Source organism: Sinorhizobium sp. BJ1 (assembly GCF_002531555.1).
Lineage (GTDB): Bacteria > Pseudomonadota > Alphaproteobacteria > Rhizobiales > Rhizobiaceae > Sinorhizobium > Sinorhizobium fredii_B.
The window spans coordinates 20,060-41,192 of sequence record NZ_NWTH01000024.1 but is presented as its reverse complement, the minus strand read 5'-3'; the positions used below and the strand labels follow the sequence as shown (position 1 = coordinate 41,192).

Genomic DNA, 21,133 nt, shown 5'->3' with positions numbered 1-21,133 from the left:
GTGCTTGAACACCCGTCCGCCGGTCACGGTCAAGCGCAATGAGCGGATTCGTCCACAAAAGGCGCTTCAGCGTCAGCACTCGACGACATTGACCGCAAGACCGCCGGTAGAGGTTTCCTTGTATTTTTCGCTCATGTCGACGCCGGTCTGCCGCATCGTCTCGATGCAGGCATCGAGCGGCACGAAGTGCTTGCCGTCGCCCTTCAGCGCAAGCGACGCGGCCGTAACCGCTTTCACTGCGCCGAGCGCGTTGCGCTCGATACAAGGCACCTGAACGAGGCCGGCGACGGGATCGCAGGTCATGCCGAGATGGTGCTCCAGCGCGATCTCGGCCGCATTCTCGACCTGCTCGGGCGTGCCGCCCATCACTGCTGCGAGACCAGCCGCCGCCATCGCGGAAGCCGAGCCGACCTCGCCTTGACAGCCGACCTCCGCACCGGAGATCGAGGCGTTGTGCTTGATGATGCCGCCGACCGCGGCGGCCGTCAGAAGGTAGTCGCGAATGCCGTCCTGATCGGCATCCTCATGAAAATGCAGATAGTAGCGGATCGTTGCCGGGACGACTCCGGCGGCACCATTGGTCGGCGAGGTAACCACCCGGCCGCCGGCAGCATTCTCTTCATTGACGGCCATGGCATAGACGCTCAGCCAATCGTTGGCGAGCAAGGGATTGGTCTTGTTGGAGCGCCACTCCTCCTGCAATTTGTCATGAATTGCACGGGCCCGGCGGCGAACCTTCAGCCCGCCCGGCATGATCCCGTCCTGGCTGAGGCCGCGATCGATGCAGGCGCTCATCGCCGACCAGATGCGATCGAGACCGGCGTCGAGTTCCTCCCTCGACATCGAACATTCCTCATTGGCCCGTTTCATCTGGGCAATCGTCAGTCCGGAGCGCGCCGCCATGTCGAGCATCTGCTGAGCGGTGGCGAAGGGATAAGGAATCTTGGCGCCGGCAGGCTTGTTCTTTGCCGCCCGCATTGCTTCGAGCTCCGTGTCGGTGACCACGAAACCGCCGCCGATCGAATAATAAATCCGCTTCAACAGCAGCCGGCCATCTCGGTCGAAGGCGGAAAAGGACATGCCGTTGGCGTGACCCGGCAGCGGCACCTTCTTGTCGAAGAGGAGATCTGTCCTCGGCTGGAACGCATAGGAGGGGTGACCGGGAGGCGTGATGCGGCCCGTTCGCTCAACCTCGTCGATGACCGCGTCCATCCGGTCCGGATCGACCAGATCGGGCCGCTCGCCCATCAGCCCCAGGATCACCGCCCTGCCCGTGCCGTGGCCGATGCCCGTATGGGCCAGCGATCCATGCAGGCTGACCTTGATGGCGCCTACTGCGGCGTGCGACGGACGTGGCCATTCGTCCGACAGGATAAGATCGAGAAACCGATTTGCCGCCGACATTGGCCCCATCGTGTGTGAGCTCGAAGGACCGATACCGATCTTGAAAACGTCGAAGACGGAAAGAAACATGAAGTGCCTGCCCAGCGCCTGACAGAGCTCCCGCCTGAGTGGGAACCAAAGCCCTGTCGATGATTAGATCGTAACCGGTCCCGAATCCTTCCGAAGGCGGTCCGATCTTCCTTATATAGGGTGAAAGCCTATGCGATCCTATGCCGATCGGTCAGGTGATCGACCGACATCGGATTCTGTCCGTGCGACATCGCGGGACCCGGCTGCCTCGTCGCAACGAGTCCGGGCAGGCTGCGGCGATCTTGCATTTTCAAACGGCCATGCCAAAAGACGTGCATGACAATCGAAGATTACATTGCACTCTGCATCTTCCTCCTGCTGTGGGGCTGCTTCAATTGGGCGACCGATGGCCGGCGCAATTTCAAGCGAGTCAGCTTGACCCGTTTGATGAACGAAAACAGAGCGCGGTGGATTCGCAACTCGCTCAACCGCGACCTGAAGATGATCGACACCCAGATCATCGCCGGCCTGCAGGCCGGCACCGCCTTCTTTGCCTCGACGACGATTTTCGCGCTCGGCGGTTGCTTTGCGCTGCTCGGCGCGACCGAACAGGTGCAAATGATCTTCAACGACCTGCCGCAGGTTTTTCGCGGTGGACGGGCAGGATTCGAACTAAAGGTCGGCGGACTGACCTGCCTGTTCGGTTATTCCTTCTTCAAGTTCGGCTGGTCCTATCGGCTGTTCAACTACTGCTCCATCCTCATGGGCGGCATTCCGATGACGGCCGACATGTCGCGCGATCGCCAATCCGGCGAACGGGCCGCCGAGCGCGCCATTCGGATGAACATCCTCGCCGCCAAGCATTTCAATGCCGGCCTGAGGGCGATCTTCCTGTCGATCGGCTATCTCGGTTGGTTCATCAGCCCCTATATCTTCATCGTGCTGACGGGCTTCGTGATTTTCGTGCTTACTCGCCGGCAATTCTTCTCCGAAGCACGCGAGGCGCTGATCGCAGAGGCCTGATGGATTGCCCCCTCCTCCGTTGGCTGTTGATCACCAGCATAGAGGCGTTTGCTGCTGGACAAAGCCGCGCATCGGCCTTCATTTCAACATAGTCGCGACGCGACTGCGAAATGCCGAACGCATTCCCCTTCTCCCAACAGGAAGGCGACTACATGCCTGATACGCCTGCGACGACGATCGACGAAACGCCGGCTCCGCAGCCGAGCGTGACGAGGTCCGGTCGAATTGATCTCCTCGACGCGCTGCGCGGCCTCGCGCTGGTCGCCATGGCAATCTATCACTTCACGTGGGATCTCGAGTTCTTCGGCTATGTGGCGGCGGGTACGGCTGGCACGGGCGGTTGGAGGCTGTTTGCGAGGCTGATCGCCAGCAGCTTTCTGTTTCTCGCCGGTTACAGCCTGGTGCTCGGCCACGGTCCGAAATTCCGCGTGCGTCCATTCCTGCGGCGCTTCGCGAAAATCGCCGGAGCGGCAGCGGTCATCAGCATCGCCACCTGGTTCGCCGTTCCCCAGTCTTTCATCTTTTTCGGCATTCTCCACGCGATCGCGGCGGCAAGCCTTGTCGGTCTCCTCTTCCTGCGGCTCCCGACGGCGGTCTCCTTCCTCGCCGCCGCCGCTGCCTTCGCCGCGCCGCTTTACCTGCGCTCGGCCGTCTTCGACACGCCGGCGCTCTGGTGGATCGGGCTCTCCGAGACGATCCCCCGCTCCAATGATTACGTGCCGCTGCTGCCGTGGCTGGCACCGTTTCTCCTCGGCCTCGGCACGGCGAAACTGCTCCACCCGATGCTCTCGACCCGGTGGCGGTCCGCGCAAGGCGACGCGGGGCATCGTAGGCTGTGGATCAAGCCCCTCGCTTTCGGCGGGCGCCACAGTCTGGCCATATACCTCATACACCAGCCGCTGCTTATAGGGATAGTCTATGCTTTCTCTCTCATCGTTCCCGCCCCCGTACCGGACCCGGCGCAGGCCTACCGCCTGAACTGCGAGCAGGCCTGCAACCGCCAAGAACCGAATATCTCGTGCAGCGCCTTTTGCGGCTGCACGCTCGACCGGCTGAAAGAGCAGAACCTGTTCGAGGATCTAAACCTGGGGAAGATCGACATGAGGACTGATGAACGCATTGCGCGCATCGCGACTCAGTGCACAATGGAAGCACAGTCGGGGGACTAGAGCCGTTCATGGCTAAATGGAAACAATTCTGTTGGCTCAAGCGGCACGGAATGTTTGCTCGGCTGGCGCGCGGCGTAGCCCGAGCATACGGCCAAGCCAGCCGAGCAAACAGGCCCCCCGCTTCAGCCAACCCGAAAGGGCCGGGCATCCTTCCGAAAGGATCAGAGGCGTTCGCCTCGGCCGTACATCCGGGTACGACTTTCGTCAATCGCCTCCGCCCTGACGAAACCTGCTCCGGCAGAATGTTTCCAGTTAGCCATGAAAGGCTCTAGGACATGAATGCCTATCGTGCCAAGCCGCTGAATTTCCCGTGGCCTCCGCTCATCTATGGTGCGGCGGCCCTGGCGGCTTTGGGGCTGGGCCGCGTTTTTCCCATCCCCGTCGCCCACGGGCACAGCTGGGTTCCATGGCTAGCGGGATGCGCCTTGATCCTTCTGGCGGTTTCACTTGATCTCTGGGCCGTCAAGACCCTCCTTGATCGCCACACGGCCGTGCTTCCCCACCGTTGCGCAACCTGCCTCGTCACCGGCGGGCCATTCCGCTTCACCCGAAATCCGATTTATCTCGGCTATACCTTCGTGATGGTCGGCCTTGGCCTCATCACCCTCAATCCCTGGTTCTTCGTCATGGGGATCGTTGCCGTCGCCCTGACGACGCTGATCGCCGTCCGCAACGAGGAGCGTCACCTGCTTTCGCGTTTCGGCTTCGAATTCGAACGCTATTGCCGCCACACGACACGGTGGATCTGAACGGCGGACGAAAAAAGGCGGCGCGCGGCCACCTTTCGACGGACAGCGGATTTTTTCGCGTGTTAGGTCCCGACGCCGATCTCGGCGAGGCGCGTCAGGCAGGCCTCCTCGACATTGTCGAGCTCGGCAAGCGTATCCTCGATATCCTTACGCTTCTGCCGCAGGTCCTCGCGCTTCTCCTCGACGCGCTTCATCAGGAGCTGCAATTGGCCCATTTCGCCCGGAGGGTCCTTATAGACCGAGATAATCTCGCGGATTTCCGCAATGGTGAAACCGATGCGCCGGCCGCGCAGGATTTCCTTGATCAGATGTCGATCGGCTGGCCGAAACAGGCGCGTGCGTCCGCGGCGCTCCGGATGGATGAGACCTTCATCCTCGTAGAAGCGAAGCGTTCGGGTGGAGATACCGAATTCCCGCGTCAATTCCGTAATGCTATAATATTTGTTCACGCCCGCCATTCCATCCAATCACAGGTTCACTATCATTGACTTTGACGTAAAAGTCAAACACGGCTCATGTGACGTGGAACCACCAGGTGGCGATGCCGAGAAAGCTGAAAAAGCCGGTGATATCCGTGACCGCCGTCACGAAGACCGCGGAGGAGACGGCCGGATCGGCGCCGGATTTGTCCAGGAGAAGCGGGATCAGGATGCCGGCTAGTGCCGCTGCCATCATGTTGATCAACATGGCCGTTGCGATGATGCCGCCGATATGGACGTTCTGAAACCAAAAGCCTGCCACAAGGCCGATGAAGCTGCCGAAGATCATGCCGTTCAAAAGGCCGACGCCCGCTTCGCGGCGGATGATCCGTGGCGCGTTGTGGATATCGAGACCGCGCGTCGCGAGCGCCCGCACAGTCACGGTCATCGTCTGCGAGCCGGCATTGCCGCCCATGCCGGCGACGATCGGCATGAGAATGGCGAGTGCGACGATCTGCTGGATCGTGGCATCGAAGAGGCCAATGACGGACGCTGAGATGCAGGCGGTCATCGAATTGACGAACAGCCAGGGGACGCGCGAGCGGGAAGCTTCGACGACCGAATCCGACAGTTCCTCGTCGCCGACGCCGCTGAGGCGCAGCAGGTCCTCCTCGGCCTCCTCCTGGATGACGTCGACGACGTCGTCGATCGTCAAAACCCCGACCAGCCGCCCATTGTCGTCCACGACGGCAGCCGACAGGAGGTCGTACTGCTCGAAAAGCTGAGCCGCTTCCTCCTGGTCCATTTCAGCCGGGACCGAGTGACTGGTGTCGCGCATGATCGCATCGATCTTCACCGATCGCTTGGTGCGCAGCACACGGTCCAAATCGACGGTGCCGAGCAGTTTGAAGGTAGGATCGATCACGAAGATCTGCGTGAAGCTGTCGGGGAGATCCTCGTCCTCGCGCATGTAATCGATCGTCTGACCAACCGTCCAAAAGGGCGGCACGGCCACGAACTCGGTCTGCATGCGTCGGCCGGCGGTGCTTTCCGGATAGTCGAGCGAACGGCGCAGGCGAACGCGCTCGGTGAAGGGCAGCTTGGCGAGGATCTCCTCCCGATCCTCCTGATCGAGGTCCTCGAGAATATAGACTGCATCGTCCGAATCCATCTCGCCGATCGCCTCGGCGATCTGCTCATTCGGGAGGTGCTCGACGATATCGAGGCGGATCGCCTCGTCGACCTCGGTCAGCGCCGCAAGGTCGAACTCTTTTCCAAGCAGCGAGACAAGCGCCAGGCGCTGTTCCGCTTGGATTGCCTCGAGCAGATCGCCCAATTCGGACGCGTGCAGCCCGGCGACGTGCTTGCGGAGATAGATCGTGTCGCGGTCGGCAATCGCGGCACCGACATGCATGAGGAAATCCGACCGCACCGAGCCGTCGTCGGCATAGATATCCGAACCTTCGAAGGCAGCGATTTCATCGGAACTGCGGTCGTCGTCGCCTGTATCGCTCATGGACCCGCCCTCCAAAAGAATACGCCGCCCGAACCTGCGCTATAGACAGCCCATTGCCCTGCTAGCGCAAAGCTCTGCCCAGGTCCACACATCCACGCCGGGCCGCGGACCTTTTCTCCAAGCTGTTGCAAATGCACATGAAAAAAGTGAAATGAGTAAGGCCTGCCGGCACCACCCGAGAGCGACAGGACGGTCATTCACACAAGAGAGCATCCTGCATGGCTATTCGACCCATCATCCGGTTTCCAAACGCGGCCCTCGGCAAGAGCGCCGAAACGGTCAGCCGCTTCGATATTGACCTTCGCAGCCTTGTCGACGATCTCACCGCGACGATGCGTGCGGCTCCCGGAATCGGCATCACCGGGCCGCATATCGGCGTCCTGCAACGGGTGACGGTGATCGAACTTGATCGCCAGGCAGGTCCCCGAATCTTCGTCAATCCGCAGATCGTCTGGCACTCTAAAGAGACGACGCGTCACAGCGAGGGCAGCGTCTCGATGCCCGGCGTTACCGAAGAGGTGGAGCGACCGGGCAGCGTTCGCGTCCGTTACCAGACGATTTCGGGCGAGACGGTCGAGGAAGAGGCAAGCGGACTGATGGCGGTCTGCCTTCAGCACGAGATCGACCAGCTCGACGGCATCTTCTGGATCCGTCGGCTGTCGAGGCTGAAGCGCGAACGGGCGGTGAAGCGGTTCGAAAAGCTGACCTGACATCCTGATCGGCGCGCCAAGGTTGCGCTGCGGCTTCCAGTTCAATAGGGTCGCGCCGCTCCGGAAGCCCGCCGCCCTCTGACGAATTGGGAAGATCAGAGCCGAACTCGGCAGTTCCGGAATGAAACCGAAGGACTTGCGATGAAACTTCTGCACCTCCCCCTCCTCTGCGCCATAGCGCTTACAGGATGCACCGCCACGCCCGACCTCGAGCCGCTTCCCGGAAGCCTCACCTATGGGGAAACGGCCTCGTCCCGAAAGACGCTGGCCGCGCCGGGCACGAAGATACAGAACCGGTTCCTTCATGAGGGCCGAACGGTCTACGAGACCTACGAGGTTCAGCCCGATCACACCTACAAGCTCATTCGCCGCAGCATGGTCGATTCCTTGGGCGACTAACCCTCGTCGGAACATTGCGATGCCGAGCCCGTTCTCCAAGGAAATCTAAGGAGACGATGCCATGGCCAAATATCTCGATGAACGCGGCGATCCGGCAACCGCGACGCATGACTCCGAGAGAGAGAGTTTTTCGGCTGCGGAGGCGAAGCAAGGCCGCAGCGGGACCGCGATTCTGGCGGTACTCCTCGGTGGGCTCATGCTAGCCTTCATCGTTTGGGGCGCGGTCGAAATTTGGGGCGAAAGCATAGACAGCGACCGAACGGCGGAAACGGAGCAGATGCAGCCGGGGCCGTCGCCTGAACAAACCGGCAGCGTCAATCAAGATCAGTCCACGCCAGCTATACCCGCGCCGACGGACCGCGACCCGACCGCGCAAACTGGAACCGGCGGAGAGATGCAGCAGGTTGCGCCCGACGGCACGGAGAAGTGACTCCCAACCGTTGACGTCGTAGCGACATGGCCCCTCGGTCGCGATGATTTCACCCCGAAATCGTCGCGATTTCCGAGCGGTGGCCTATGTCGGAAAGCGCAGATCGCCCTTCACTCTTCCTCGATATCCGCCGTCGAGCACTCGTAGAGTGTCTCGCCCGTTTCAGGCTCGACACCGGCAAGGCTGACCTCATAACCCCACAGATGGCGAACATGTCGGAGTGTGGCGTCGCGGCTCGCCTCCTCGAGAAGAATGCCATTCTTGACATTGTGCTGCAGCCGCAAGTGGCGATCACCCAAGAGGTCGACATCCATGACCTGAATGTCGGGCTGATTCGCGCCAATGTCATAGCTGCGTGCAAGGGCGGCGCGAATGGCCTCGTAACCGCGCTCGTTGTGGATCGAGGCGACCTCGCAATACTTTTCGTCCGCCTCATCCGACAACAGGAAAAGCCTGAATTTGCGTATCAGTGTCGGGCTCAAATACTGCAGGATGAAGGACTCGTCGCGGTGGTTCGCCCAGGCGTCCAGCAGCGTCTCGCGCCAGTTGCCGCTGCCGGCGATCTCGGGAAACCAGTCCCGGTCCTCGGCCGTGGGATCGACGCAGATTCGCTCGATGTCCTGCATCATGGCGAAACCGAGCGCATAAGGGTTGATTCCAGGAAAGCGCGGATCGTCGAAAGACGGTTGGAAGACGACATTGGTGTGGCTCTGGAGAATTTCCAGCATCGCGCCTTCGGTTATCCTCCCCTGTTCAAAGAAATTGTTCATGATCGTGTAGTGAACGAAGGTCGCGCATCCCTCGTTCATCACCTTGGTCTGCCGCTGTGGGTAGAAGTACTGGGCGATGACACGGACGATCCGCAGGATTTCCCGCTGCCAGGGCTCGAGGATGAGGCTGGTCTTCTCCAGGAAATAGAGAAGATTCTCGTCGGGCAGGTTGAGCGCCTTCTTGCGCTCCGACACGTCGCGTTCGAGGGCGTCCGGATCGCTGCTCTCGCTCGTCGTCGGAAGGGTCCGCCAAAGATCGCTATAGGTCTGCTCCTCGTATTCCAGTCTTTCCCGCATCCGCTCCCGCTCCTTTTCCGACGACAGCCTCGGAGGCCGCCGATAGCGGAAGACGCCTTGATCCATGAGGGCGTGGGCGGAATCGAGAATGGCCTCGACGGCCGTGGTCCCGTAGCGCTCTTCGCATTTGGTAATGTATTTCTTGGCGAACTCCATGTAGCTCAGAATAGCGCTGGCATCGGTCCATTGCCGGAACAGGTAATTGTTCTTGAAGAAATGATTGTGGCCAAAGGCCGCGTGCGCCGTCACCAGGGCCTGCATGGCCATGGTGTTTTCTTCCATCAGATAGGTGATGCAGGGATTGGAGTTGATGACCAACTCGTAGGCGAGCCCGCGTCTGCCTCTGCGATAAAGATTGTCCTCGAAAACGAAGCGCTTCCCGAAGGACCAGTGCTGGTACATCAGCGGCATGCCGACGGAGGAATAGGCGTCGAGCATCTGCTCGGAAGAGATGATCTCGAGCTGGTTGGGATAGACGTCGAGGCCAAGGTCCTCGAGCGCCACGGTCTCGATCGCATCATAGGTGCGCGCGAGCGTCTCGAAATTCCAGTCGGAACCCTGAAACAGGAGGTTTGAAGCCGCACCCTTTTTTGGCATCCCGGTCGCCTCTCACTTACGCACTTGCACTGCCGGCTGCTTGCCGAAGAGTTTCCGGAAGACGGGATAGATGTCGGCCGGCTTGGCGATGCGGGTCATCTGGAAATTCGGCCACTCGCCATCGACCGTTCGATAGGCACGCCAGAGCGAGGTTCCATTGTCGGTGGTGCCGAAAATTTCCGTCTCGCGCTCGTCGATGATCTCGACATAGGCGTAATACTGGCAGAGCCGCATCAATTCATCGTGCAGGAGCGACGCGCAACGTTCCGAGTCGCCGGAAATGTTCTCGCCATCCGAGGCTTGCGCCGCATAGATATTCCATTCGCGGGCCGGATAACGCTCCCGAATGACGCGGAGCATCTCCTCTAGCGCCGTCGAGACGATCGTGCCGCCGCTCTGCTTGCTGTAGAAGAAGGTGTTCTCGTCCACTTCGCCGGCCTCGTCCGTGTGGCGAATGAAGACGATGTCAATCCTATCGTAACGCCGCTTCAGAAAGAGGTGCAGCAGTACGAAGAAGCGCTTCGCGAGGTCCTTCTCGCGTTCGCCCATGGAAGCGGACACATCCATCAGGCAGAACATCACGGCGCTGGCATTCGGCAGCGGCTGCGGCTCGAACCGATTGAAGCGGATGTCGACCGGATCGACATAGGGAATGCGCCGGCGCCGCCGCTCCAGCTTTTCCAGCTTCTCACGCAGTTCCTCGAGGTGCTGCTGGTGCTTCGCGCCGGACTTCGGCTCTGCCTGCAGCTTGGCGATCTCCTCGGCGATCGCTTCCACTTCCCGTCGCCCCGGTCGGTGTAGGGCGATGCGGCGGCCAAAGCTGTTGCGCATCGTGCGGCCGACGTTGATATTTGTGGGCGAGCCCGTCGCGGCAAAGCCGGCGCGGCGCCGTTTGAAGGCGACGGACTCCTTCAGGTTGAGCTTGACCATATCGGGAAGTTCCAGGTCCTCGAAGAAGAGATCGAGGACCTCCTCGCGCGAAAGGACGAATTGAAATTCGTCCTCGCTCCGTCCGGTGCCGGCACCCGCGCCCGTGGCACCCCCGCCGGAAGCCCGCTTCGGAAGACGATCCCCCGCCGCGAACTCGCGATTGCCGGGCAGGACATATTGCCGTTCGCCGGAGTCACTGGCCGGCTGGAACGTCGGCTCGCCGACGCCGCGGGCGGGCATCGTCACATTGTGTTCAGCGTCGACGTCGGCGATCTTTCCCGACTTGACCTGTTCCTTGATGGCCCGCTTCAGTTCCTCGCGCGCGCGCTTCAGGAAGCGCTGCCTGTTACCGAGACTCTTGTCCTTCGGGTTAAGGCGGCGGTCGATAAAGTTCGGCATGTGCTGCCCCCTGTTAACCGCACGCTTACCCTGCCTTGTTCACGCGCATGTACCAGTCGACCAGTCGACGTACCTGGCGCTCGGTGTAGCCGCGCTCCTTCATGCGCTGGACGAATTCCGCATGTTGCTTCTCGGTCGCGCTGTCCTTCTTGGAACCGAAGCTGATAACCGGCAACAGGTCCTCGACCTGACCGAACATGCGTTTCTCGATGACTTCCCGCAGCTTCTCGTAGCTCGTCCAGGACGGGTTACGGCCGTGGTTCTTGGCACGGGCCCGTAAGGTGAACTTGACGACCTCGTTGCGGAAGTCCTTCGGGTTGGCAATGCCCGCCGGCTTCTCTATCTGCGACAGCTCGCTGTCGAGGATCTTGCGGTTGAGGATCTGCCCCGTGTCGGGGTCCTTGAAGTCCTGGTCCTCAAGCCATGCATCGGCATAGGCGATGTAGCGGTCGAAGAGGTTCTGGCCGTATTCGCTGTAGGATTCCAGATAGGCCTTCTGGATCTCATGGCCGATGAATTCGGCATAGCGGCTGGCGAGTTCCGACTTGATGAAGTCGAGATAGGCCGCTTCCGTTTCTTTCGCGAACTGCTCCCGTTTGATGGCCTGTTCCATGATGTACATCAGGTGAACGGGGTCGGCGGCGACCTCCTTCGTATCGTAGTTGAAGGTTTCCGACAGAACCTTGAAGGCGAAACGCGTGCTGACGCCCGTCATGGCTTCGTCAACGCCGGCGGCATCACGATATTCCTGAACCGAGCGGGCCTTGGGATCTACGTCCTTGAGGTTCTCGCCGTCATAGACGCGCATCTTCGTGTAAAGCGACGAGTTCTCGTGCGGAACGAGGCGGGTGGAGACCGTAAAGCGGCTCAGGATCTCCAGCACCTCCGGTGCGCAGGGATTGCTGAAAAGTTCGCTCTCGCGGAGAAGCTTCTCGTAGATCATCTTCTCCTCGGTGACGCGCAGGCAATAGGGAACCTTGACCACGAGGATGCGGTCGAGGAACGCCTCGTTGTTGCGGTTGTTCTTGAACTGCAGCCATTCGGATTCGTTCGAGTGCGCCAGGATCGTGCCCTGATACGGGAAGGCACCGAAGTTTTCCGTACCGTTGTAGCTGCCCTCCTGGGTCGCCGTCAGAAGCGGGTGCAGGACCTTGATCGGAGCCTTGAACATCTCCACGAATTCGAGCAGCCCCTGCGTGGTGCGGTTCAGGCCGCCGCTATAGGAATAGGCATCCGGGTCCGCCTGGCTGTAATTCTCCAGTTGGCGGATGTCGACCTTGCCGACCAGCGAGGACACGTCCTGATTGTTTTCGTCTCCGGGTTCCGTCTTGGCAATGGCGATCTGACGCAGGCGCGACGGCGTCAGCTTGACGACGCTGAATTTCGATATGTCGCCGCCGACCTCGTCGAGCCGCTTTGCGGCCCAGGGCGAAATCAGGCCGGTAAGCCTTCGCCTTGCAATACCGTACTTGTCCTCCAGGAGGTCGGCCATGCGCTCGGGATGAAATAGGCCCAGCGGAGACTCGAAGACCGGGCTGATCTTGCCGTCGACCATCAGCGTATAGATCGGCCGCTGCTCCATGAGCTTCTTCAGCCGCTCCGCAAGCGACGACTTACCGCCGCCGACCGGACCCAGGAGGTAGAGAATCTGCTTGCGCTCTTCGAGGCCCTGGGCGGCGTAGCGGAAGTAGCCCACGATTCGCTCGATCGTGTCTTCCATGCCGAAGAAATCGGAGAAGGCCGGATAGATCTTGATGGTTCGGTTTGAGAATATTCGGCCGAGGCGCTCGTCAGCGCTGGTATCGATGAGGATCGGTTCCCCGATGGCATCCACCATCCGCTCCTGCGCGGTGGCGTACATAGTCTTGTCGTCGCGACATGCGAGGAGATATTCCTGTAGACTTATCTCTTCTTGCGCTGCACTCGAATAAATCTCCGAAAAGAGGTCGAAGACGTCAGATTCACTCCTTTGCATCGTGCTCTCCCGCGGCAAGCCGCTTGGTTGAACCGGGATCGCTGCCATTCGGCTATTGCTTCAAGTGAACGGTTTCCTGACTTCAAAGTTCCTTTTTAACCGGCACTGAAAACGGATGCCGAAGCAGCAGCTCACGACGACTATCCGCATATCAGTTCGGGACCGATCGATCGGCGCCTCATCAGATGCTTGAGAACGCCATTGCGCAAGACTCGTCGCTCTGTCACCCCATCATGCCGGCGCTTCTCGCGAATCCGTCATGACAATAAGAGCATAACCAAAACCCGGCCATTCGCCGACTTTTTTTTTAGGATTTCACGAATTTAGCGGTAAACAATGTTGTGTAGAGACGGTGACATCGTGAGTAGCCTAGTCGGGCACTCTCTAACAATTCCGGGAAAGAAACGACGCCCGTATGTAGGAGAGCGAGCTGCGGCAACCTGGCGGCCGAGCTCATCAGATGTCCACGCGTCGACGTCTGGCAAATAAAAACCCCGTCCAACCAGAAGGTTACGGGGCCTTTTTAATCTTTGATGGTGCGGTCGAGAAGACTCGAACTTCCACGGGTTGCCCCACAGCGACCTCAACGCTGCGCGTCTACCAATTCCGCCACGACCGCATCGTGGTAGGTGCCGATTGCGTCGGCGGGGCTGCATGTAGCAAAAGGATTCGGGGTGCACAAGGGTATGACGACAGAAATTTGACGCGAAATGGAACTATTTCCACGGCCTCTCCGCGAAGCTCTGGAAACGCTGGACTCTTGCTGCGCGCGGCCCCATGTACAGGCCGGAAAAATCGTCAATGCAGGCTTCCTATGCAGCGTGAGACTCTCAGCCAAACCATGTTTGCGCCGCCGGAATCGCCGCCGGTGCGCTGGCGCATCGCCCCTGCCCCCGTCGATTATCCAGAGGCGGTCGAGACGATGGAGCGGGAGGCGGCCTCCATTGCGGACGGCACCGCCGACGAATTGGTCTGGCTGGTCGAGCATCCACCCCTCTACACGGCCGGGACGAGTGCGAATGAAACCGACCTGGTGATGCCCGGACGCTTTCCCGTGTTTGCGACTGGTCGCGGCGGCGAGTACACCTATCACGGCCCGGGACAGCGAGTCGTTTATGTGATGCTCGACCTGAAGCGCCGCCGCCAGGACGTTCGCGGTTTCGTCGCGACGCTTGAAAGCGTCGTCATTGCAACACTCGGTTCGATGAACATCAAGGGCGAGCGCCGGGAGGACCGCGTTGGCGTCTGGGTGCGCCGTCCGGAAAAGCCGCCGCTCATCGACGGATCAATGGCCGAAGACAAGATCGCCGCTATCGGCATCCGGCTGCGCAGATGGGTCAGCTTCCATGGTTTCTCGCTGAACGTCGATCCGGATCTCGATCATTTCGGCGGCATCGTGCCCTGCGGCATTCGGGACTATGGCGTGACCAGCCTTGTCGACCTGGGCCTGCCGGTGATGATGTCCGACGTGGATATCCGGATCAGGGAAGCGTTCGAGACGGTTTTCGGTCCGACACGCACCGACAACGGGTGGGAATAAGCGGAACCGGCTTAGTCGGCATCTCGCTTTTCTCTCTCGCGCCAGATGATGAACAGCCCGGAGCCGACAATGACCGCGATGCCGAGCCATCTGGAGGGCGTCGGAAAATCGCCGAACACAAGATAGCCGAGGGCCGTGGCGGAAACGATCTCGAAATAGTGGAAGGGCGCCAGTAGCGACAGCGGCGCAAGGCGGAAGGCCTTCACGACGAGGAGATGGCCGTAGCCCGAAATCGCGCCCAGGGCGATCACGAGTATCCAGCCCAGAATCGATTGCGGCAGCGAAGGCTCGAAATCGACCGCGCCGAATCCGTTGCCGATTGCGATGACGACCACCATGAAGAGCGTGCCGCCAATTCCGGCAACAGTCTGCATGGCGAGCGGCGAATCGGCGCTGCCGACGGCGCGATTGAGGAAAAGATAGCAGGCGAACAGGAAGGCGCAGGCCATCGGCAGCAGTGCCGTCAAACCGAAGACCGCGAAGCTCGGCTGGATGACGATCATCGCGCCGCCGAATCCAACGGCAATAGCAGTCCACCGGCGCCAGCCGACTTTCTCTCGCAAGATCAATGCCGACAGGCAGGTCAGGATGAAGGGCTCGACGAAATAGATCGCGAATGCGTCGGCAAGCGGCATGTATTTCACGGAAACGAAGAACAACAGGGCGGCCCCAGCAAGCAGCACGCCCCGCAGCAGGTTCGGCCATAGCCGCTTCGGATAGATCGCCTGCAATCCGCCGGCCGTCAGCAGCAGCGGAACGATCGAGACGAGCTGAAAGAAGAAGCGGTAGAAGGTCACCTGCCCAGGCGACATGCCCTCGTGGACCGCCATGTATTTCGCAATGGCATCCATGCAGGGCAGGATGATCATGGCAAACAGCATGATCGTCACACCCTGCATCACTGCGCTGCGCGGGGCAGTGGCCGCTCGTGCGTATCCGTTCACGGGCAATTCCATTTCCAATGCTGAACTTCGACCCTGAACCTAGCCCGTTTCACCGCGGTTTCAACGCCGAGCTGAGCACAATGGCGAACGAAGGGAGCGAGCCGCATTTGGCTGTGTTTATGACGCTTCGGAGTGCTCCGCCTGAGAAGAAATGCCTATAAGCTCGGTTCACCTTTGCTCCGCAAGGCACTCCGACACCGTGCGGGCCGTCGAAAATGTAGGTGAAGAGGAGAGCGAGCCATGCGCTTATCCACCGAAACCGTGATCGCGCGCCTGCGCCAAACAGGAGATGGCGACACGCTGGGCGGCCGTATCTGGAGAGCGCGCGACGCGGCAAAGCTTTCGATCAAGGAACTGGCAAGCAGTGTCGGCGTGCGCAGCGAGACCATATCCGCCTGGGAACGCGACCGCGCCGAGCCTCGCACAAACCGCCTCTTCATGCTCGCCAGCGTGCTTGGTGTCACGCCAGCCTGGCTGCTTGCCGGAATCGGCCGCGCCCCCGACGACAGGCCGTTCCATTCGCATGCCTCACTTCGCGAGCAACTCGAGCTCGTCAAAAGGCTCCACGAACAAACCGGGGAAGCGATCGCTGCACTTGAGAGCGAGATGGAGCGGATCGAGGAAAATATCCGATAAGTCATGCATTTTCAGCTTACGCGCGTCGCCTGTCGTTGTATTGACGATTGCAGTGCGATTGCCGAACAGTTGCGATTTTCGAGGGAGAAGAAAAATGGACGTACGTGCCGCCTGATGCATTCCGGCGAAAGCATCCGCTCGGTCGTTGTCTACTGAGGTCGCAACGAAAGTATCGAGGCGTCGGAGCGGTTTCCGGCGCTTTTCCGTTTTGTTCAGAAGTTGATTGCCGATGATCTATGTCGATGCCGATGCCTGCCCGGTGAAGGCGGAAATCCTCAAGGTGGCCGAGCGCCGCGGCTTCGAAGTCACCTTCGTTGCCAATTCGGGCCTACGGCCCTCGCGTGACCCGATGGTGCACAATGTCATCGTATCGGCGGGCTTCGACGCTGCGGACAATTGGATCGCCGAGCACGCGGGTGAAGGCGATATCGTCGTCACCGCCGACGTGCCGCTTGCCGGGCGCTGCGTCGCCGCGGGCGCGCTCGTCACCGGCCCCACCGGCCGCGTCTTCGACAAGGCGAATATCGGGCTGGCTTCTGCGATGCGCGACCTCGGGGCGCATTTGCGGGAGACGGGCGAAAGCAAGGGCTACAACGCCTCCTTTACGGCGCGGGACCGCTCCGCTTTTCTCGAAACGCTTGACCGGCTCTGCCGTCAGGTCAAAAGGTAACGCGCGGAACGGCGGCCGATAAGCGTGAGCGGCGAATGAAATCAAAGACGCGCCTGAGACATTGGCCATTCTACCTGGCGCTTGCCGGTGCCCTTCTCAGTGCGCCGGTGGGGCATGCATTGTTTCGCGATCAGGCGATCGAGGTCGCCGCCATCGTCTTCTTCTGCATTTATCTGACGATAACGGCCTTCCGGCTGCCCAAGCTCACCGGAGGATATCTCGAGGCAAATGCGCGCGACACCGGCGAGCCGGAACCGATCATCTTTCTTGTGACGCTTTCGGCTGCAGCAATCTCGCTGGCAGCGCTGTTCGTCGCGCTCAATCGCACCGGCGACGGCGGCGCGGTTGAACTGATCCTTGCCTTCGCCTCGGTCACACTTGGATGGGCAACCGTTCATACTATGGCGGCGCTCCACTATGCGCATCTTTACTGGCTCGCAAACCGTCGCGCCGACGGCAGCGATCCCGCTTCGCGGGGACTTGCCTTTCCGCAGACGGACGCGCCCGGCGGCTACGACTTCCTCTATTTCGCCTTCGTGATCGGCATGACCGCGCAGACCTCCGACGTCGCCATCACCACGACGGCGATGCGACGCATCAACCTGATGCATGCGGTCGTTTCGTTCTTCTTCAACACGGTGCTTGTTGCAGCTGCGGTCAACGCCGCGGTCCAGCTTGCCGGCGGCACTCCGTAATTTCCAGGGAGCATTCGATGAAAATCATCTCGCAGAACACCGCCTTCGGCGGCATGCAGGGCGTCTTCGCCCACGACTCAATTGCCTGCAAGGGCGAAATGACCTTCGCCGTCTATGTGCCGCCGCAGGCGACCCACGAACCGCGCCCGGTGCTCTGGTATCTCTCCGGCCTCACCTGCACCCACGCCAATGTCATGGAAAAGGGCGAGTATCGCCGCATGGCTTCGGAGCTCGGGCTGATCGTCGTCTGCCCGGACACGAGCCCGCGCGGGCCGGACGTGGCGGACGAGCTCACCAACTGGCAAATGGGCAAGGGCGCCGGCTTCTACCTCGATGCCACGGAAGAGCCCTGGGCCGAGCACTATCGGATGTACAGCTACATCACCGAAGAACTGCCGGCCCTTATCCGCGAGCATTTCCGCGTCGACATGGACCGGCAGGGTATCTTCGGCCATTCGATGGGCGGCCATGGCGCGATGACCATCGCGCTCAAGAACCCCGAGCGCTTCAAGAGCTGCTCGGCCTTTGCCCCGATCGTCGCGCCGTCGAGTGCCGACTGGTCCGTCGGCGCCTTCGAGAAATATCTCGGCGCTGATAAAGCCGCCTGGCGGCAGTACGACGCCTGCGCGCTCGTCGAGGACGAGGCGCGCTTCCCGGAATTCCTGATCGATCAGGGCAAGGCGGATGGCTTCCTCGACAACGGTCTCAGACCGTGGCTCTTCGAAGAGGCGGTAAAGGGCACCGGGATCGGCCTCACGCTTCGCATGCACGAGCGCTACGACCATTCCTATTATTTCATCTCGACCTTCATGGATGATCACCTGAGATGGCACGCCGAGAGGCTCGGCTGAGGCGCACGTCGCTGGCCGAAGGTCGGCCCGTCAGGATGCCGGCTGGAATCGCGGTTGGCCGCCAGACTCGATCACGCGGACGCTCGAATCCGCCCGGCCGTGATGGCCTTCGGTGTCGATCACGAGATGCCAGTGCGCGGTCTCCGGGATCGTCATGCGTAGCGGCGACTTCCGCGCCACACCGCCAAGGAATTGATGCTTCAGGGTTTCCCTGTAGCGCGCGAAATTGACATCGGTCATCAGGCGAACATTGGCGACGGCCGACAGGGTGATCTCGATCCGCGTGCCGGCCCTCTGGGCGTTCAGATCGTAATGCGTGTAGTTCAATGCTTGCTTCGCCATCGCCGTCGACCGGACCTTATAAGACACCGCTCACGACAGTAGCGGCGGGCCCTTAACGAATGGTGTTGTGGTTCATACAGGCGGTGCTACGGCCTCCTCTGCGCCGTCGTTCTTTTGATCCCACGGCCTTCGCCGGACTGGCCCTGATGGCCGCAATGGTCTAAAGCCACCTCTTGAAAAACTGGAAGCGGGTCGCGGCAGATGGCAGGCATAGAACACAGGCAGGTGGACGGTGACGAAGCGGGCATGCGCCTCGACCGCTGGTTCAAGGTGCATTATCCCGGCTTGGGCTTCGGCCCGCTGCAGAAGCTGTTGCGCTCCGGCCAGATCCGCGTCGATGGCGCACGGGTGAAATCCGATACGCGTATCCAACCCGGTCAGACGATCCGCGTGCCGCCGCTTGGCGTCGACGCTAAGGAGACCAAGTCGGGCCCGATCGGCGGACGGGACTTGCGCCATTCCTCCGATGGAGACCTTCTGTCGCGCATGGTGCTGCACGAGGATGCCAAGGTCATCGTCCTCAACAAGCCGGCGGGCCTCGCCGTGCAGGGTGGCTCGGGCGTCAACCGGCACATCGACAAGATGCTCGAAGCATGGACGAGCCAGAAGGGCGAAAAGCCACGCCTCGTCCATCGGCTGGACCGTGATACGTCCGGCGTACTCGTTATCGCCCGGACGCGCGGCGCGGCACAGCAATTGACCGCCGCCTTTCGAGAACGCGACACGAGGAAAATCTATTGGTCGCTGGTCAAGGGCGTCCCGCGCAAGCGCGAGGACCGTGTCTCCACCTGGCTCGTCAAGGAGCAGACGCCGGACGGCGACCGGATGCGGATCGCCAAGCACGGCGACGACGGGGCCGACCACGCGATTTCCTATTATCGGATCATCGAGCAGGCAGGCCAGAACCTCGCCTGGCTGGAAATGGAACCTTATACCGGCCGCACCCACCAGCTCCGCGTCCACGCCGCCCATATCGGCCATCCGATTATCGGCGACCCGAAATATTTCGATGCGGATGTCAACTGGACCTTTCCCGGCGGCATGCAGAACCGGCTGCACCTGCACGCCCGCTCCATCGATATTCCGCATCCGAATGGCGGCCGCCTCAAGATTACCGCACCCCTGCCGCCGCATATGGTGCAGAGCTGGAATCTGCTCGGCCTCGACGAGAACGCCGCCGGCGAGGACGATTGATGAAACTGGTGCTCTTCGATTGTGACGGAACGCTGGTCGACAGTGCCGGTCTCATCCATGAGGTGATGAGCCGCACCTTCGAGGCTTTCGATCTCCCCCGGCCGGAGGCGCTGGCGACGAGGGCGATCATCGGGCTGACGCTCGACATCGCCATCGCCCGGTTGCTCGGCCAGCTTCACGTCGACCCGCGCGCCACCGCGATGACGACACATTACAAGGCCATCTTTGGCTCGGTGCGCAGCGAACAGGTCTTTCAGGAGGCGCTGTTTCCGGGCATTGCCGAGATGGTGCAGGCCCTGGCCGCCCGGGACGAACTGTTGATCGGGGCGGTAACCGGGAAGTCGAGGCAGGGCCTCCGCCACATCGCCGCGACGCACGGCTTCGACAAGCTGTTCTTCGTGTCGCGGACCGCAGACGATTGCCCCTCGAAGCCGAATCCGGCGATGGTGATGGAGTGCTGCATCGAGGCGGGCGTCGATCCGAAAGACACGATTGTCATCGGCGACGCGATCTACGATATGCAGATGGCGAAGGCAGCCGGGGCCGGCGCCCTCGGCGTTTCCTGGGGTTATGCCAGCGTTCCGGAACTGATCGAGGCCGGCGCCGACCACATCGCCCGAGTGCCGGCAGACATCATCGAATGGATGGGATTGAACCATGCCTGATATTCGCGACGACTTGAGCGGTGCACTTAGCCACGAAGATCCGGTGCGCCGCGCCCAGATCCAGATGCAGAAGCCGCTGGCAAAGCGCTTCTACAAGGGTGTCGGCGTTGCCCAGGCCGAGGGCGACGGGTACGCGGTGCTACTCGACGGACGGTCGGTTCGCACGCCCGCAAGGCGGCCGTTCACCGTGCCGACGCTCAAGCTCGCCGAGCTGTTGGCCGCCGAGTGGGACGTACAGGCCGATATCATCGACCCTTCGGCCATGCCGCTGACCCGCATCGTCAACACGGCCATCGACGGTGTCGCTCTCGACCAGCGCGCGGTTTTTGACGACATCTTAAAGTTCGCCGGCACCGACCTTCTCTGCTATCGCGCCGACAGCCCGGCCGGGCTGGTGGAACGGCAGAACGCCATCTGGAATCCCATCCTCGATTGGGCCGCCCAATCGCTTGGCGCCCGCTTCATCCTTGCCGAGGGGGTCATTCACCAGGAACAGCCGCGCGAGGCGATTTCCGCCTATGCGGAGGGCTTGCGCGCCTTTGCAACACCGCTCGGCCTCGCCTGCCTGCACACGATCACCACCTTGACCGGATCGGCACTGCTTGCGCTCGCCTTTGCCATGGGCCGACTCTCGACGGAAGAAGCCTGGGCGGCCGCCCATGTCGACGAGGACTGGCAAATCGAACATTGGGGCACCGATGAGGAGGCCTTCCGACGGCGCGAGAACCGCTGGCAGGAAATGCGTGCGGCCAGCGCGGTACTCGACTCGCTGCGGTAGCGTCGAAAAAGGCGCCTGCCGT

22 protein-coding genes and 1 tRNA gene are annotated in these 21,133 nt (G+C 61.2%); 14 read left to right on the top strand and 9 right to left on the bottom strand.

Features of this window, described 5'->3' with window-relative positions; translation table 11 throughout:
* Positions 1 to 72: 72 nt before the first annotated feature.
* Positions 73 to 1,473 (bottom strand): L-serine ammonia-lyase, encoded by a 1,401-nt coding sequence (locus CO676_RS24770; RefSeq protein WP_097523019.1) that lies wholly within the window; start codon positions 1,471 to 1,473, stop codon positions 73 to 75.
* 276 nt (positions 1,474 to 1,749) lie between these two features.
* Between CO676_RS24770 and CO676_RS24765 the strand changes: the two genes are divergently transcribed.
* From CO676_RS24765 to CO676_RS24750, 3 genes are all read left to right on the top strand, one after another.
* Positions 1,750 to 2,436, top strand: a complete 687-nt coding sequence (locus CO676_RS24765) for a DUF599 domain-containing protein (RefSeq protein ID WP_097523018.1) — start codon at positions 1,750 to 1,752, stop codon at positions 2,434 to 2,436.
* A 152-nt stretch (positions 2,437 to 2,588) separates the two neighbouring features.
* A complete protein-coding gene (locus tag CO676_RS24760) occupies positions 2,589 to 3,605 on the top strand; it encodes a DUF1624 domain-containing protein (protein ID WP_097523060.1) in 1,017 nt (338 codons plus the stop codon).
* A 275-nt stretch (positions 3,606 to 3,880) separates the two neighbouring features.
* The gene (locus tag CO676_RS24750) at positions 3,881 to 4,354 is read left to right on the top strand and encodes an isoprenylcysteine carboxylmethyltransferase family protein (RefSeq protein WP_097523017.1); all 474 of its coding nucleotides are present in this window, start codon (positions 3,881 to 3,883) and stop codon (positions 4,352 to 4,354) included.
* Positions 4,355 to 4,416: 62 nt separating this feature from the next.
* On the opposite strand, the gene CO676_RS24745 is transcribed toward CO676_RS24750, so the two are convergent.
* Together CO676_RS24745 and mgtE are read right to left on the bottom strand one after the other, a co-directional pair.
* On the bottom strand, positions 4,417 to 4,812 hold the full coding sequence (locus CO676_RS24745; RefSeq protein ID WP_014764138.1) for a MerR family DNA-binding transcriptional regulator: 396 nt from the start codon (positions 4,810 to 4,812) through the stop codon (positions 4,417 to 4,419).
* Positions 4,813 to 4,867: 55 nt separating this feature from the next.
* Positions 4,868 to 6,289 (bottom strand): magnesium transporter, encoded by a 1,422-nt coding sequence (mgtE, locus tag CO676_RS24740; RefSeq protein WP_097523016.1) that lies wholly within the window; start codon positions 6,287 to 6,289, stop codon positions 4,868 to 4,870.
* 218 nt (positions 6,290 to 6,507) lie between these two features.
* Here mgtE and CO676_RS24735 point away from each other — a divergent pair, with 218 nt between their 5' ends.
* From CO676_RS24735 to CO676_RS24725, 3 genes are all read left to right on the top strand, one after another.
* Positions 6,508 to 6,999, top strand: coding sequence for a peptide deformylase (locus CO676_RS24735; RefSeq protein WP_097523015.1), 492 nt, complete (start codon positions 6,508 to 6,510; stop codon positions 6,997 to 6,999).
* A gap of 141 nt (positions 7,000 to 7,140) precedes the next feature.
* Positions 7,141 to 7,398 carry a hypothetical protein gene (locus CO676_RS24730; protein WP_014764135.1) on the top strand — a complete coding sequence of 86 codons (258 nt, stop codon included), beginning with the start codon at positions 7,141 to 7,143 and terminating at the stop codon, positions 7,396 to 7,398.
* 61 nt (positions 7,399 to 7,459) lie between these two features.
* Positions 7,460 to 7,828, top strand: a complete 369-nt coding sequence (locus tag CO676_RS24725) for a hypothetical protein (RefSeq protein ID WP_041414309.1) — start codon at positions 7,460 to 7,462, stop codon at positions 7,826 to 7,828.
* 110 nt (positions 7,829 to 7,938) lie between these two features.
* Here the strand turns inward: CO676_RS24725 and CO676_RS24720 are convergent, their stop codons facing one another.
* The 4 genes from CO676_RS24720 to CO676_RS24705 all read right to left on the bottom strand — a co-directional run bounded on the left by CO676_RS24720 (position 7,939) and on the right by CO676_RS24705 (position 13,415).
* Positions 7,939 to 9,492, bottom strand: coding sequence for a SpoVR family protein (locus CO676_RS24720; RefSeq protein ID WP_014764134.1), 1,554 nt, complete (start codon positions 9,490 to 9,492; stop codon positions 7,939 to 7,941).
* A 12-nt stretch (positions 9,493 to 9,504) separates the two neighbouring features.
* A complete protein-coding gene (locus tag CO676_RS24715) occupies positions 9,505 to 10,821 on the bottom strand; it encodes a YeaH/YhbH family protein (protein WP_097523014.1) in 1,317 nt (438 codons plus the stop codon).
* 25 nt (positions 10,822 to 10,846) lie between these two features.
* Positions 10,847 to 12,796, bottom strand: coding sequence for a PrkA family serine protein kinase (locus CO676_RS24710; protein WP_014764132.1), 1,950 nt, complete (start codon positions 12,794 to 12,796; stop codon positions 10,847 to 10,849).
* 534 nt (positions 12,797 to 13,330) lie between these two features.
* Positions 13,331 to 13,415 (bottom strand) — tRNA-Leu (locus tag CO676_RS24705).
* 195 nt (positions 13,416 to 13,610) lie between these two features.
* Between CO676_RS24705 and lipB the strand changes: the two genes are divergently transcribed.
* Entirely contained in the window at positions 13,611 to 14,336 is a 726-nt protein-coding gene (gene lipB / locus CO676_RS24700) for a lipoyl(octanoyl) transferase LipB (RefSeq protein ID WP_097523013.1), read from the top strand.
* 11 nt (positions 14,337 to 14,347) lie between these two features.
* On the opposite strand, the gene CO676_RS24695 is transcribed toward lipB, so the two are convergent.
* Positions 14,348 to 15,235 carry a DMT family transporter gene (locus tag CO676_RS24695; protein WP_048657490.1) on the bottom strand — a complete coding sequence of 296 codons (888 nt, stop codon included), beginning with the start codon at positions 15,233 to 15,235 and terminating at the stop codon, positions 14,348 to 14,350.
* A gap of 285 nt (positions 15,236 to 15,520) precedes the next feature.
* On the opposite strand from CO676_RS24695, the gene CO676_RS24685 reads away from it, so the two are divergent.
* From CO676_RS24685 to fghA, 4 genes are all read left to right on the top strand, one after another.
* Positions 15,521 to 15,916 carry a helix-turn-helix domain-containing protein gene (locus CO676_RS24685; RefSeq protein ID WP_097523012.1) on the top strand — a complete coding sequence of 132 codons (396 nt, stop codon included), beginning with the start codon at positions 15,521 to 15,523 and terminating at the stop codon, positions 15,914 to 15,916.
* A 229-nt stretch (positions 15,917 to 16,145) separates the two neighbouring features.
* A complete protein-coding gene (locus CO676_RS24680; protein ID WP_014764128.1) occupies positions 16,146 to 16,586 on the top strand; it encodes a YaiI/YqxD family protein in 441 nt (146 codons plus the stop codon).
* A gap of 35 nt (positions 16,587 to 16,621) precedes the next feature.
* The gene (locus CO676_RS24675; protein ID WP_097523011.1) at positions 16,622 to 17,281 is read left to right on the top strand and encodes a DUF1345 domain-containing protein; all 660 of its coding nucleotides are present in this window, start codon (positions 16,622 to 16,624) and stop codon (positions 17,279 to 17,281) included.
* Positions 17,282 to 17,298: 17 nt separating this feature from the next.
* Positions 17,299 to 18,132 (top strand): S-formylglutathione hydrolase, encoded by an 834-nt coding sequence (fghA, locus tag CO676_RS24670; protein ID WP_097523010.1) that lies wholly within the window; start codon positions 17,299 to 17,301, stop codon positions 18,130 to 18,132.
* A 30-nt stretch (positions 18,133 to 18,162) separates the two neighbouring features.
* Here fghA and CO676_RS24665 read toward each other — a convergent pair whose 3' ends face one another.
* Positions 18,163 to 18,474: a DUF1883 domain-containing protein gene (locus CO676_RS24665; RefSeq protein ID WP_097523009.1), complete on the bottom strand. Its 312-nt coding sequence runs from the start codon at positions 18,472 to 18,474 to the stop codon at positions 18,163 to 18,165.
* A gap of 201 nt (positions 18,475 to 18,675) precedes the next feature.
* Between CO676_RS24665 and CO676_RS24660 the strand changes: the two genes are divergently transcribed.
* The 3 genes from CO676_RS24660 to CO676_RS24650 are packed head-to-tail and all read left to right on the top strand — an operon-like array spanning position 18,676 to position 21,111.
* Positions 18,676 to 19,668, top strand: coding sequence for an RluA family pseudouridine synthase (locus CO676_RS24660; protein ID WP_097523008.1), 993 nt, complete (start codon positions 18,676 to 18,678; stop codon positions 19,666 to 19,668).
* Complete coding sequence (locus tag CO676_RS24655; RefSeq protein ID WP_014764123.1) at positions 19,668 to 20,333, top strand: HAD-IA family hydrolase; 666 nt, start codon at positions 19,668 to 19,670, stop codon at positions 20,331 to 20,333. Before CO676_RS24660 ends, CO676_RS24655 begins: the two co-directional genes overlap by 1 nt.
* Positions 20,326 to 21,111 (top strand): ATP12 family chaperone protein, encoded by a 786-nt coding sequence (locus tag CO676_RS24650; protein ID WP_097523007.1) that lies wholly within the window; start codon positions 20,326 to 20,328, stop codon positions 21,109 to 21,111. The genes CO676_RS24655 and CO676_RS24650 overlap by 8 nt, the downstream gene beginning before the upstream one ends.
* Positions 21,112 to 21,133: the final 22 nt, after the last annotated feature.